This window comes from Niallia laureatilytica, from assembly GCF_046613985.1.
Classification (GTDB): domain Bacteria; phylum Bacillota; class Bacilli; order Bacillales; family Cytobacillaceae; genus Niallia.
Genome location: NZ_JBKKHP010000008.1, coordinates 53,026 through 66,394 on the forward strand (window position 1 = coordinate 53,026; position 13,369 = coordinate 66,394).

Consider the following 13,369-nt stretch of genomic DNA (forward strand, 5'->3'; position numbering starts at 1 on the left):
ATGAGTAAAGTTCATATCGTTAACCATACTCATTGGGATCGGGAATGGTATTTTACAACAGCAGATGCTTTAGTGTTAAGTGAGAGTTGTTTTACACATGTTCTAGATGAGCTAAACAATAATCAGGATGCAATGTTCTGTTTGGATGGGCAAACGTCTATTTTAGATGATTATGTAAGATTAAAGCCTGAGCGTGCCAAACAAATTAAATCCTTTATAAAGCAGGGACGATTAGCTATTGGCCCATGGTATACGCAGACAGATGCTTTTTTTGTAAATGCAGAGTCTATTATCCGAAATCTAACTATTGGTATTAGAGACAGTCTGAAGTATGGGGGATACATGAACGTAGGCTATTTGCCAGATACATTTGGATTTAACGCACAAATGCCTACTATTTTAAAGAATTGTGGCATAGACAACATTGTTTTTTGGAGAGGTATTAATTTTAAAAAACATGCTATTGGACCCTATTTTAAATGGCAGGGTCTTGGAGGCCAAGAAATAATTGCTGTTAATTTAGTAGACGGGTATGGTGCAGCGGCACATCTTCAGGATACAGATGAGTATATTGCAAAGAGACTAGTTCCAGTTACAAATAAACTAAAGCAATTAACGGACAGTGATGAGATTATAATGGCGTCAGGCGGAGACCAACTGGATATTATTCAAGATTTGCCTCAGAAATTAACAACTATAAATAAACAAACGAAAGACTGCTATGAAGTAAGCACATATGCACATTTTCTTGAATACCTCAGGCAACAAAAAAATCTGAAACTATACATCGGTGAACTTAGAGAACCTTGCGAATCCCGTGTGCATAAGTCGATAGGTTCAGTAAGATATGATATTAAGCTTAATAGCTTTTTGCTGGAGCAAAAGCTTCTGTACCGTGTTGAACCCATGATGGCTATTGCTAGGGCAAAGGGAATTCATATTGGAGAAAAATTACTTTCAGTAGCTTGGAAAAAGTTACTTGAGGGCCATGCGCATGACAGTATGGGAGGATGCATATCAGATGATGTAGCAACTGATGTACTTCATCGCATGAAAGAAGCAAACGAAATTGCTGACGGCATCGAAAATATGATTAAGAAGCGATTATCTGAACAAATGCAGTTAACCGAACAAGAGTTATTGATTGTTAATACAACACCTTTTCCATTTAGTGGTTTAAGAATCATAGAATTTATGAGTCCTTCAAAAAATATTAAACTAGTGGACTGTGAGGATGCTGTTATACTAGAGGCAATCTATTATGAAGGTAGGAGTAACATCCTCTTAGAAACACCGAAAGGACCAAGGTATATACAGGAAGAACCTTACTACATGCTGAGGGTGCTAGCTCCTATTGAGCTACCAAGTATGGGCTATCGTGTCATTAAATACGAAAACTCTAATCATTCACTATTAGAGTTGGAATCATCTAGTGATACGTCTATTGCTAATAAATATTGCAAAATTTTCTTCGAAGAGGACCAACTCAAGCTAACTACTCATTTTGGTAAAACTATCGACAACTTTATAGAGTTTGAAGACTGTGCAAATGATGGAGATACTTATGACTTCTCTCCGTTGAAAGGCGATATACCAAAACTGCTTTCATTAGAACTTAAAAAAGTTAGGAAATCTTCACTTATGGAAATGATGACATTAGAAGGTACTTTTCATTTACCACTAAATTTAAAAGAGAGACTCAAAGAAAATGGTAGAACAGGTACGCTTTCTATTAAGTTGCAAATTAGCTTGCTGAAAGACGTAGATCGGGTTGAGTGCGTATGTATAGTAGACAATCAAGTATATACCCATCGGTTGCGTGCAAAAATTAACACAAATATAAAGGCAAAAGAAACAATCTCATCGGTGCCCTTCGGTTTCATTAATCGTCCAGTTTTAAACGGTGATCCAGTAGACTGGGAAAATGAATATGTGGAAATCCCAACAGATATAGAACCTTACGATGCTTCTGTAGCAGTGGAGAGCAACGAATACCATTTCACTGTGTTCAGCAAGGGGATGAAGGAATATCAATTTATTGAAGATAGTTTTTACCTGACATTATTTGCATCGACAAGTCAGCTAGGGAAACCGGACCTACTTTATAGACCTGGACGTGCTTCTGGAGATACAACAAAAAAAGGGCATGTAATGATTCCAACCCCAAAAGCAGAACTGATTGGAACACACCAATTTAACTTTGCTTTTCGAATTGCAGAAGATAAGTATGATGAGGAATCTACTGCAAAGTGTTGGGAGGACTACACTGTAGAGCATATAAGCTATCAATCTCAAACACTAAATAAGTTTATTCATCGTCTCGATAATAAGCTTCAGCCTCGTGAACAAGGACAACAGCTATCCTATGCTTTTTCATTATTGGAAGTACCTAAAGACAATCATTTCAGCAGTTTGTCCCCGTCTCTGTATGAAGATAATGCATTTTTATTAAGGTTGAAAAACCCAACAGATAAATTTAAACGTCTAACCGACTATAAATTTACAAGTTTTACAAAGATAGCTAAAGTAAATTGTATTGAAGAATTACTAGAAGAGGATGAGTATATTATTCCTCCATATGATATGTTGACTCTTAAACTTTGGCTGTAAACATTTAAAGTGAAAAGCATAGTTTATGCCATTGGAGAGAGTTTAACTTTAACAATTAGACCAATTCATTAACTCTGAAAAAAATCTCATATATGAAAAAACAATATCACCGAAAACAGATATTGTTTTTTTTGTCGAATTTCCACTTTATTTTGCCAGATTATTGAAATATAAATATGTAAGCGCTATAATTATATTATGGAACAACGTACCACATAGTGGAACGCTAAAAGAGGTGATGGATAGAGAAATTATTTTTTACCATTAAAAATGTAAGCGTATTCCAACTATTGAAAAGCAGCAGTATGACTTTAGCAGTAATGTTTTTCTGGCTTTATCTATCGTTAAATACTAAACAAGCAAGAAGAATTGGATGACGCGTTTAATGGTATTTGGAAAGGACTAAAATCCTTTTACAGAACTGTATAAGCTATTAGACTACATAATTACTTATATTATATGCAGCGTCTTTTTCGATTGCTTAATTACCTATATGGAAAGGTAAGGATGCCGAATGAAAATCATGAAGTCGATTGAGAAGATTCCAGGGGGCCTAATGCTGGTTCCGTTGTTTTTAGGAGCTATTATTCATACGTTTGCACCAAAATCAGGAGAGTATTTCGGTTCATTTACGAATGGGCTGATGACAGGTACAATTCCCATTCTTGCTGTTTGGTTTTTCTGCATGGGGGCAGGGATTAATTTAAAGTCGACAGGAGTAGTTTTGCGGAAATCAGGAACGCTGCTGGTGACAAAGATTGGGGTTGCATGGATTGTTGCCCTTGTGGCCGGAGCATTTTTGCCGGAAGGCGGAGTGCAGACAGGCTTTTTTGCCGGGTTTTCGATTCTGACACTTGTTGCGGCGATGGATATGACAAATGGTGGTTTATACGCGTCGATGATGCAGCAATATGGAACAAAGGAGGAGGCTGGGGCATTTGTTTTGATGTCGCTGGAATCCGGTCCTCTTGTGACGATGCTTATTCTTGGTTCAACAGGAATAGCGTTTGAGCCTCAGGCATTCGTCGGAGCGGTGCTTCCATTTTTGATTGGGTTTATTTTAGGTAATCTAGATTCTGATTTCAGAAATTTTTTCAGCAAAGCTACACATACGATGATTCCGTTCTTTGGATTTGCGTTAGGTAATACGATTGATCTTGGCGTTATTGTGAAAACTGGCTTTGCCGGTATTTTACTAGGCATTCTTGTCATTGTTGTTACAGGCATTCCGTTAATGCTGGCTGACAAATATATTGGCGGAGGAAACGGAACGGCCGGAATTGCTGCATCAAGTACTGCTGGAGCAGCGGTTGCTAACCCGATGATTATTGCTAGCATGAAGCCTGAATTTATGCCAATTGCCCAGTCTGCAACGGCACTGGTCGCTGCATCTGTAATTGTTACGTCTATCCTAGTGCCGATATTGACTGCTTCCTGGTATAAATATATGCAAAAGAAAAATAAAACAAGCAGCGGTAGCGGCTTGGACTCACGGGCAATTTAGGAGCAGTTTCTTCCTATATATATAGAAGGAGTTGGTGAATGATGAGCAGGATTGTCACTGTAGGTGAACCGATGGCCCTTTTTGCTGCAGAGTATGAGGGGCTGTTGGAGGAAGCAGAGAAATTTAGTCGGTTTGTAGCAGGCGCAGAAGTAAACTTTTCAATTGGAATGGCTCGGCTAGGTCATCAAGTAACTTATATAACTAAGCTTGGAAATGATCCGTTTGGTAAAAATATTCAAACATTTTTAGAAAAGAACAATATTGATACTAGTTTTGTTTCCTATGATGATAAGCATGTTACAGGTATGCAATGGAAGCAAAAGGTTGTTAAGGGAGATCCAGAGGTGTTCTCTTTAAGAAAAAACTCAGCAGCCTCAAATATGGATATTCAATCAATCAGCTCCTTGCAGTTTGAGGATTTCGATCATCTGCATTTAACAGGCATTCCTCCCGCTTTATCTCCAAGCTGCCGGGAGTTGGTTTATGAATTGGCACAAAATGCTAAGCGATCAGGAGTACCGATATCGTTTGATCCTAATATTAGACCAGCTCTCTGGCCGGATAAACAAGAGATGGTTAAAGTGATTAATAACGTTGCAGTACTAGCAGATATTGTCTTCCCGGGAATGGAAGAGGGAAGGATTTTGACAGGCAGAGAAACGCCAGAGGGAATAGCCCAATTCTATCATGATGCTGGAGTAAAGACAGTAGTCATTAAACTCGGACCTCAAGGTGCTTTTACAAGCTCATTAGATAAGAGTTTCTATACAAAAGGCTTTAAGGTCAGCAAGGTGATTGATACGGTAGGGGCAGGCGATGGATTTGCGGTTGGGGTTACAAGTGCATTGCTGGAAAATCTGCCTTTGGAAGAAGCCATTATAAGAGGTACAGCCATCGGCGCACTTGCCGTGATGTCCCCTGGAGATAATGATGGACTGCCGGACAGGGAAAATCTGAATGCCTTTATGGAACTTAAATTAAACAGATAAACATAAAAAAAGAGCAATGGAATGCCTTGATAGGCAATCCTTGCTCTTTTTTTATGTTTATGAGCTGATCCAGCCGAAGTGCCGGGAAATTTCTGTACTGTATTGCTTTACTTTATCAACCAAGATGTCATTAACAGCATCCATTGTAACCCTTGTACTAGGGCCTGAGATGCTAAAGCTTGCGATAATGTTGCCTTCATGATTGTAAATAGGAGCGGCAATACAGCGTAAGTCTTTTTCATTTTCGATATTATCCAGTGCAAAACCTTGCAATTTCACCTTTTCAATTTCTTCTCGAAGACTTTCCTTTGAAGTAATAGTGGCAGGTGTCTTGCTGATGAATTCGATTTTGGACAGCAGTTCTTCCTGGATATCAGAATCAAGCCCTGATAACAGTACCTTGCCGACCGCTGTACAGTACATTGGCGCCCTGCTGCCGATACGGGAAAACATACGGATTGTTTGAGTGCTTTCAATCTTGTCCACATAAAGGACTTCTTCGCGATCTTTAATACATAGATGGATTGTTTCGTTTACTTCATTTGACAATTTAGAAAGAAAAGGCCTTGCTGTTTGGACGAGGGTATTGCTGTTTAAGAAGTTCCTAGCGAGAAACAGTGTCTGCAAACCTAATTTATATTTGTCCGTATCTGCATTCTTTTCCACATAGTTCATGTTTGTCAATGTTGCTAAGAGCCGGTGCACAGTGCTTTTGGAGAGTCCAACCTGTTCAGACAGCCGGGCGATTTGAAGTCCGTCTGGATATTCAGCCAGTTTGTTTAAGATGGTTAATGCTCTTTCAAGTGATTGAACGTTTGACATAGTTTTTACCTCTTCATCTAAGTCGGAATAGGACCATTTAAATCTATATTACGCCACATCCAATCTTTTGTAAATTAACGGATTAGCAGTAAAAATGACGGAAACAGGGATATATTTTAGGTTTTTCCTACTATAAAAATAGGTCTATAACCACTTTTTCGACAAATATGTACAAAAAACCCGCCTTTACAAAACCTTTACAAATGATTCAAACAGCATTAATAGTTTTCCCTTATTCTAATTCTTGTAGGACAAATCCAACATATCCTTAGGGGGAATTAAAGAAATGAAAAGTTTGAAAAAGCTAAGCCTGCTTCTGCTAGTTGCAGCACTAATGGCGTTCATTGCTGCATGCGGAGGAAATAACGACACAAGTGGATCTAACAATGATGATAATGGTTCAGAAGAAGAAGCACTGTCAGGCACTTTGACAATTTCAGGTTCATCTGCAATGCAACCATTGGTAGCAGCTGCTGCTGAAGAGTTTATGGCTGAGAATCCAGAAGTTGATATCCAAGTTAATGCTGGTGGTTCTGGTACAGGCTTATCACAAGTTTCTGAAGGTTCCGTTGATATTGGAAACTCTGACGTTTTCGCTGAAGAAAAAGAAGGAATTCCTGCTGATGAGCTAGTTGACCACAAAGTTGCTGTAGTTGGTATGACAGCTGCTGTTAACCCATCTGCTGGAGTTAAAGATATAACTAAAGAAGATTTAATTAAAGTATTTACAGGTGAAATCACTAACTGGAAAGACCTTGGCGGAGCTGATCAAAAAATCACTCTAGTAAACCGTCCTGATTCTTCTGGTACACGTGCTACTTTCAATAAATATGCATTAGACGGCGCTACACCTGCTGAAGGAGTTACAGAAGACTCTTCAAACACAGTTAAGAAAATCATCTCTGAAACAGAAGGAGCTGTAGGTTACCTTGCACTTTCTTACTTCACTGATGACACTGTAACACCACTTGCAATTGACGGTGTAGAAGCTACAGATGAAAACGTAAAATCTGGTAAATTCCCAGTTTGGGCTTACCAACATGCTTATACAAAAGGTGAACCTACTGGACTTGCTAAAGCGTTCCTTGACTACATGGCTGCTGATGAGCAAAAGCAATTGATTGAAGATCAAGGTTACATTCCTGGTGGCGACATGGACGTAGAGCGTGACGCTGAAGGAAATCAAAAATAAACGAAATAAGTAGGGGGCAATGCCAAGTTGGCGTTAGCCCCATTATGACGTAAATTAGGGGTGCTTCAAAAATTATGGAAAAGTCATCACTTCCTGTTAGGGAAAGATTAATTAAATCTAATAAAACAAGGCTTAATGGTGAGGTACGGGGTAGAGTTTTAGTAACATTATGTGCAATTATTATGATTTCTGCAACAATTGCAATCACAATTTTCCTAAGTACAAAAGGTTTACAGTCTTTCATTAAAAACGGTGTAAGTCCGATTGAGTTCTTAACCAGTACAAATTGGAATCCTACCGATCCAGAAAGCCCGATGTATGGGGCGCTGCCTTTTATCTTTGGTTCTTTCGCTGTAACAATGCTTGCGGCACTAGTTGCAGCACCACTTGGAATTGGAGGAGCTATTTTCATGACAGAAATCGCTCCGTCATGGGGGAAGAAGATACTTCAACCGGTAATTGAATTGCTAGTTGGTATTCCTTCCGTTGTTTATGGGTTCATAGGGCTTACAGTATTGGTGCCTTTTATCAGAGAGCATGTAGGCGGACTAGGTTTCAGCTTATTGTCTGGAACAATAGTTTTAGCAATCATGATCCTGCCGACAGTTACGACTATTGCAACAGATGCGATGGCAACATTGCCTAAATCATTGCGAGAAGGATCTTATGCACTTGGTGCAACAAGATGGCAAACAATCAGGAAAGTGCTTGTTCCAGCGGCCCTTCCATCTCTTTTAACAGCAGTTGTTCTAGGTATGGCAAGAGCGTTTGGAGAAGCTTTAGCAGTTCAAATGGTTATTGGAAACACAAGAATTATTCCTGAAAGCATCTTAGATCCAGCCGGAACATTGACAACAATCATTACATTGAATATGGGTCATACAACATATGGAAGTATTGAAAACAATACTTTATGGTCAATGGGTCTGATTCTACTAATTATGTCATTCGCATTTATCTTGCTAATCCGTTATCTGTCATCTAGGAGGAAAATTTAATGAACAGCAGAGTTGCAGATCGTATCGCAACCAGTGTTTTTGTTGCGATAGCTATTGTTATTGTATCCGTACTTGTCGGATTGTTTTCATATATTTTGTTTAATGGCGTCAGCCACATCTCTCTTGATTTCCTGACTAATCCTTCCAGTAATGTTCGTGCAGGGGGCGGAATCAGAGATCAATTATTCAATTCATTTTATATTTTGTTTATCACAATGTTAATCACTGTTCCGCTTGGGGTTGGCGGCGGAATCTATATGGCAGAGTATGCAAAACCAGGTCGAGTAACAAATACAATTCGTACTTGTATCGAGGTGCTTGCATCACTTCCTTCTATTGTTATTGGTATGTTCGGTCTATTAATGTTTGTTAACTTAACTGGATGGGGCTATTCAATCCTTGGTGGTGCGTTGGCACTAACAGTGTTCAACCTGCCTGTTATGGTACGTGTAAGTGAAGATGCACTACGTTCTGTACCGCGTGATCAAAAAGAGGCTAGTCTTGCATTAGGAATTACACATTGGCATACAATTAAAACGATTCTGTTACCAACGGCATTTCCATCTATTCTAACAGGCGCTATTCTTGCTTCAGGAAGAGTGTTCGGAGAAGCAGCTGCTCTATTATTTACATCTGGATTATCAACACCAAGACTGGATTATGCAAACTGGAATCCATTCGTTGAAAACTCACCACTAAATATTTTCAGACCTGCAGAAACCTTAGCTGTTCATATCTGGTCTGTTAATACACAAGGGCTGATTCCAGACGTTGAGGATATCGCAAACGGTGCGTCCGCTGTATTGATTCTGTCTGTGCTGATTTTTAACCTAGGTGCTCGTATAATCGGAAGTTTAATCCATCGGAAACTTACAGCATCTAAATAACGATTAAGGATGATGAAAATGAATACAAGTACATTGCCAAGAACTGCCGTCCTTAACAGAGAACAGATTTCTGAAACGTCAGTTACAAATAAAGAGTTAATCCTTCAAGTGAAGGATTTAGACATATATTATGGAGAAAAACGTGCAGTAAATACAATTTCAATGGATATTGAAAAAAATTCAATCACAGCACTAATTGGACCTTCTGGCTGTGGTAAGTCGACATTCCTTCGCAGTATTAACAGAATGAACGACCTTATCCCTGGTGCTAAAGCAAAGGGAGAAATCCTGTACGAAGGCTTAAATATCCTTGGCGATAATATTGATGTTGTTGCCTTAAGAAAAGAGATCGGAATGGTATTCCAAAAGCCGAATCCATTCCCGAAATCAATCTATGAAAATATCGCTCATGCCTTGAAATTCTCTGGTGTTAAGAAAAAAAGTGAACTGGATGTTATTGTTGAAGAAAGTTTGACGAAAGCAGCACTTTGGGATGAAGTAAAAGACAGACTTCATAAATCTGCTTTATCATTGTCAGGCGGACAGCAGCAACGGTTATGCATCGCCCGTACAATTGCTATGAAACCATCGCTTATGCTTCTTGATGAACCTTCTTCTGCTCTTGACCCTATTTCAAATGCGAAGGTCGAGGAGCTGATTGTAGAATTGAAGAAGGAATACTCCATTCTTATCGTTACGCATAACATGGGGCAGGCTTCGAGGATTTCGGATAAGACAGCTTTCTTCTTGAGCGGAGATTTAATTGAATTTGACGCGACAGAAAAGATCTTTACTAACCCATCTGTTAAAAAGACAGAAGAATATATTTCCGGCCGATTTGGATAAGGAGGACTATCATGTCAACTGTTGTTGCGCAAGCACCTGTATTTGAAATAAATGACTTAAACCTTTGGTATGGTGACCACCATGCATTAAAAAATATCAATTTTCCAATAAACCGTAATGAGGTTACAGCTATTATCGGTCCTTCCGGCTGCGGAAAATCAACATTCATCAAAACGTTAAACTTGATGATTAACATGGTACCGAGTGTTAAGATGTCTGGGGAAATCAACTATAAGAACAAAAATATCATCAATAAAAAAATCGACCTCGTCGATCTTCGTAAAAATGTCGGAATGGTGTTCCAAAAGGGAAATCCATTTCCGCAGTCCATATTTGAAAATGTGGCTTATGGTCCGAAGATTCACGGTGAAAAACGAAAAAAAGCATTAGAAGAGATTGTGGAAAAATCACTTCGTGACGTTGCACTTTGGGATGAGGTAAAAGACCGTCTGCATAGTCCTGCTATGGGGCTATCTGGTGGACAGCAGCAGCGCCTTTGTATCGCAAGAGCTCTTGCGACAAAGCCGGATGTGCTGTTGATGGATGAGCCGACATCTGCACTTGACCCGATTTCAACATTGAAGATAGAAGAGCTGATGCTTGAACTGAAAGAAAAATATACAATTGTTGTTGTTACACATAATATGCAGCAGGCAGCACGTGTATCTGACAAGACGGCGTTTTTCTTAATGGGAGAGCTTGTTGAGATTGATGAAACATCTAAAATTTTCTCAAGACCAGCTGACCAAAGAACTGAAGACTATATTTCCGGACGTTTCGGATAAATTGGGGTGCGATGAATGAACACTAGGACGAATTTTGACAGCAATCTTAAAGAATTGAAGCAAAGCCTTTTAGATATGGCAGAGGAATCGGAATATGCCTTAAAGAAAGCAATGGCATCCTTGATTAACCAAGATTTGCAAAAGGCGGAAGAAGTGATAGAAGGAGATAACAAGATTGATGAGATGGAAAATAAAATCAATGATCAGGCAATCTTGTTAATCGCAAAAGAATCACCTGTAGCAACAGATTTAAGAAAGATTATTGTTGCCCTCAAAATTTCGTCTGAAGTCGAGCGGATTGCCGACATGGCTGTTAACATCGCCAAATCAACGATTCATATTGGCAAGGAGCAGCATATTAAAGACATAGTAGAAATCCCGCAAATGATGGAGAAGGCTTTAAATATGCTGAGAGAATCCTTGACAGCATTCTATACAGAGGATACGGTTATTGCCAAAGCAAGCGCAGAAAAGGATGACGAAATTGATGCTATGTACGGCAGACTCATCCAAGAATTAATGGGCTATATCCGTCAAAATCCGTCTGAAACAAAGCAGGTAACACAGCTAGCATTTGTTTGCAGATATATTGAAAGAATCGGTGACCATGTCACAAATATTGCCGAGAATGTCATCTATTTAGTGACAGGAAAAAGATACGATTTGAATAATTAATCAGCAGAGTTTTCTGCTGGTTTTTTTTATGTAATTAATGTGTAAAATTTCTGTAAATTTGTAGATAATGAGCGCTAAATCCTGCATATTGGTAAGTGGGTATTTTGTCTTATTTATCATTATTTGCAGGAGGAAAGTCATGTCTGGTAAATGGAAATGGAAGCTGAAAACTAAGAAAAAAAGTAATACTGCCAAGCGGGCATGGTTTAAGAAAAAAAGTCTTGAAAAGGTGAAAAACATCTTTAAATGGAAAGACATTCAAATCCGTTCAAAGCTTTATTTACTGTTCGGTTTTAATGCCATTCTTTTCTTTGCTACAACTGTTATTGTCATTTTCCTGCTCAACATGGTTTGGGCAAAAACAGTCGATATTAAGAATCAAGGCGAAAAGGCGGCAGCAATTGAGGAGATAGGCTCACTTATCAGAGCAAAGGATATTCGGATTGCAGACTATATCACCTTCTTAAAAGAAGATGATATTAAAAGCTATCGGGAACTTCGGAATGAACTAAATGTATCGCTAGAAAGCTTAAATGAGACATTGGACAATAAGGAACAGCAGCAGCTGACAAAGAAAATAGAGGTAAATAATAAACGAATTGATGAGCTGTTCATCAGTGTTGTCGCACCTGCTGTTGTCAGGCTCGATGAACAGATATATACAGATGCGAGGATGGAAATAGCTCAGCTTCGCGAGGAAAATGCAGCAACACTTCAGGATTTAATCCAGGATGTGGAAGCAGACAGGAATAATACGATGCAGAATATGGAGCAAAGTATGACGCTGTTTGTTTGGCTGATAATCGGCGCCGCAGCTTTGTCTGCGATTTTCAGCGGCGTGTTTGTCTTCTTTGTATCCCGGTCACTTAAAAACAACTTGGCAAGGATTGTAGGAAGGGCCAAACGGGTCGCACAAGGTGACTTGGAGGAGGATGTGTCCACTTATGATGGCAAGGATGAAATAGGCCAGCTGGAGAAGGCAATCAGCGGTATGGTTGACAGCTTAAGGAAAATGGTGAATGGCATTGGAACTGCAGCTGTCTCTGTCCATAAGAACAGTGAGGAGCTTGCTCACAGTTCATCCAATGTGAAACATTCCAGTCAGCAAATTTCTGAAACGATGGCAGCACTGTCAGTCAGTGCAGAAAAACAGGGAGAAGGGACAGGCCAGCTGATCGCTGCATATAATTCTTTTAATACCCAGCTAGGAGTGGCAGCAGATAATGGAGCAATGGTGAACGAAGGCTCAGCAAAAGTACTCTCTGTGACACGGAGCGGCCATGAATCGATGAAGGAATCTATTAAACAGACGAATATTGTTTATGAAATGATCAGAAACACATATGAAGAAGTGCTGGGAATGGAAGAAAAGACAAGAAATATTCATACACTTGTTGAGTCCATTAAAGGGATTGCGGCTCAAACCAATCTATTAGCATTAAATGCGGCAATTGAGGCAGCTAGAGCTGGTGAGGCAGGCAGGGGTTTTGCGGTAGTCGCAAATGAGGTCAGAAAACTCGCCAATCAAGTGGAAGATTCGTTAGTAGAAATAAACAGTACTGTAATAGCTGTGCAAAATGTTTCTGAAGCAGTTTCTCGCTCTCTTAAGGACGGTTTCCAAGAATTAGAGGATGGAACGGCGAAAATAAGGAAAACTGGCGAAGGGCTTGAAACGATCAAATCAGAGGTAGAAGACATGGTTTGTAACATTGCTGTAATATCCAACACACTCGCAGACTTAATGGCTGGCTCAAAGGAGATAAAAGCGGGCGTGGAAGAAGCTGCAGAAGCCTCCCAAACCTTTGCTGCAGGAGCAGTTTCTTCGTCTGGATCGCTTCAGGAGCAGGATTCTGAGCTTGAACATATCTTTGCGAGGACGAATAAGATGCTGTCAGAAGCTAATAATCTATCTGCCCTTGTTAAGAATTTTAAGATGTAATCTAACTAGGCAGCTTGGTAAATAGTAGTATTTTTAATAGGAATTAAACCCATTTATAGCAGTATGTTCTAGCATGTAAGCGTTTTTTAAAGGAATTGACTTGCGAATTTAATAGAATTGTA

At 39.4% G+C, this 13,369-nt stretch carries 11 protein-coding genes; 10 read left to right on the top strand and 1 reads right to left on the bottom strand.

What is annotated here, in order from left to right; all coding sequences use genetic code 11:
• From ACLIJJ_RS18250 to ACLIJJ_RS18260, 3 genes are all read left to right on the top strand, one after another.
• A complete protein-coding gene (locus tag ACLIJJ_RS18250) occupies positions 1-2,610 on the top strand; it encodes a glycoside hydrolase family 38 N-terminal domain-containing protein (protein WP_341074786.1) in 2,610 nt (869 codons plus the stop codon).
• Between the two features lie 514 nt (positions 2,611-3,124).
• Positions 3,125-4,114: a 2-keto-3-deoxygluconate transporter gene (gene kdgT, locus ACLIJJ_RS18255; protein WP_233316243.1), complete on the top strand. Its 990-nt coding sequence runs from the start codon at positions 3,125-3,127 to the stop codon at positions 4,112-4,114.
• Between the two features lie 41 nt (positions 4,115-4,155).
• On the top strand, positions 4,156-5,103 hold the full coding sequence (locus ACLIJJ_RS18260) for a sugar kinase (RefSeq protein ID WP_411411481.1): 948 nt from the start codon (positions 4,156-4,158) through the stop codon (positions 5,101-5,103).
• 57 nt (positions 5,104-5,160) lie between these two features.
• Here ACLIJJ_RS18260 and ACLIJJ_RS18265 read toward each other — a convergent pair whose 3' ends face one another.
• Positions 5,161-5,925 carry an IclR family transcriptional regulator gene (locus ACLIJJ_RS18265; RefSeq protein ID WP_237940642.1) on the bottom strand — a complete coding sequence of 255 codons (765 nt, stop codon included), beginning with the start codon at positions 5,923-5,925 and terminating at the stop codon, positions 5,161-5,163.
• A 286-nt stretch (positions 5,926-6,211) separates the two neighbouring features.
• Here ACLIJJ_RS18265 and ACLIJJ_RS18270 point away from each other — a divergent pair, with 286 nt between their 5' ends.
• The 7 genes from ACLIJJ_RS18270 to ACLIJJ_RS18300 all read left to right on the top strand — a co-directional run bounded on the left by ACLIJJ_RS18270 (position 6,212) and on the right by ACLIJJ_RS18300 (position 13,247).
• Entirely contained in the window at positions 6,212-7,117 is a 906-nt protein-coding gene (locus ACLIJJ_RS18270) for a phosphate ABC transporter substrate-binding protein (RefSeq protein WP_233316246.1), read from the top strand.
• Between the two features lie 74 nt (positions 7,118-7,191).
• Entirely contained in the window at positions 7,192-8,115 is a 924-nt protein-coding gene (gene pstC, locus ACLIJJ_RS18275) for a phosphate ABC transporter permease subunit PstC (RefSeq protein ID WP_233316247.1), read from the top strand.
• Positions 8,115-9,002 (top strand): phosphate ABC transporter permease PstA, encoded by an 888-nt coding sequence (gene pstA, locus ACLIJJ_RS18280; protein WP_233316248.1) that lies wholly within the window; start codon positions 8,115-8,117, stop codon positions 9,000-9,002. The genes pstC and pstA overlap by 1 nt, the downstream gene beginning before the upstream one ends.
• An 18-nt stretch (positions 9,003-9,020) precedes the next feature.
• Positions 9,021-9,848 carry a phosphate ABC transporter ATP-binding protein PstB gene (gene pstB, locus ACLIJJ_RS18285; protein ID WP_233316249.1) on the top strand — a complete coding sequence of 276 codons (828 nt, stop codon included), beginning with the start codon at positions 9,021-9,023 and terminating at the stop codon, positions 9,846-9,848.
• Between the two features lie 11 nt (positions 9,849-9,859).
• Complete coding sequence (pstB, locus tag ACLIJJ_RS18290) at positions 9,860-10,633, top strand: phosphate ABC transporter ATP-binding protein PstB (protein ID WP_233316250.1); 774 nt, start codon at positions 9,860-9,862, stop codon at positions 10,631-10,633.
• Positions 10,634-10,648: 15 nt separating this feature from the next.
• The gene (phoU, locus tag ACLIJJ_RS18295; RefSeq protein WP_411411446.1) at positions 10,649-11,308 is read left to right on the top strand and encodes a phosphate signaling complex protein PhoU; all 660 of its coding nucleotides are present in this window, start codon (positions 10,649-10,651) and stop codon (positions 11,306-11,308) included.
• A 139-nt stretch (positions 11,309-11,447) separates the two neighbouring features.
• On the top strand, positions 11,448-13,247 hold the full coding sequence (locus ACLIJJ_RS18300) for a methyl-accepting chemotaxis protein (protein WP_237940646.1): 1,800 nt from the start codon (positions 11,448-11,450) through the stop codon (positions 13,245-13,247).
• The last annotated feature ends 122 nt before the right edge of the window (positions 13,248-13,369 follow it).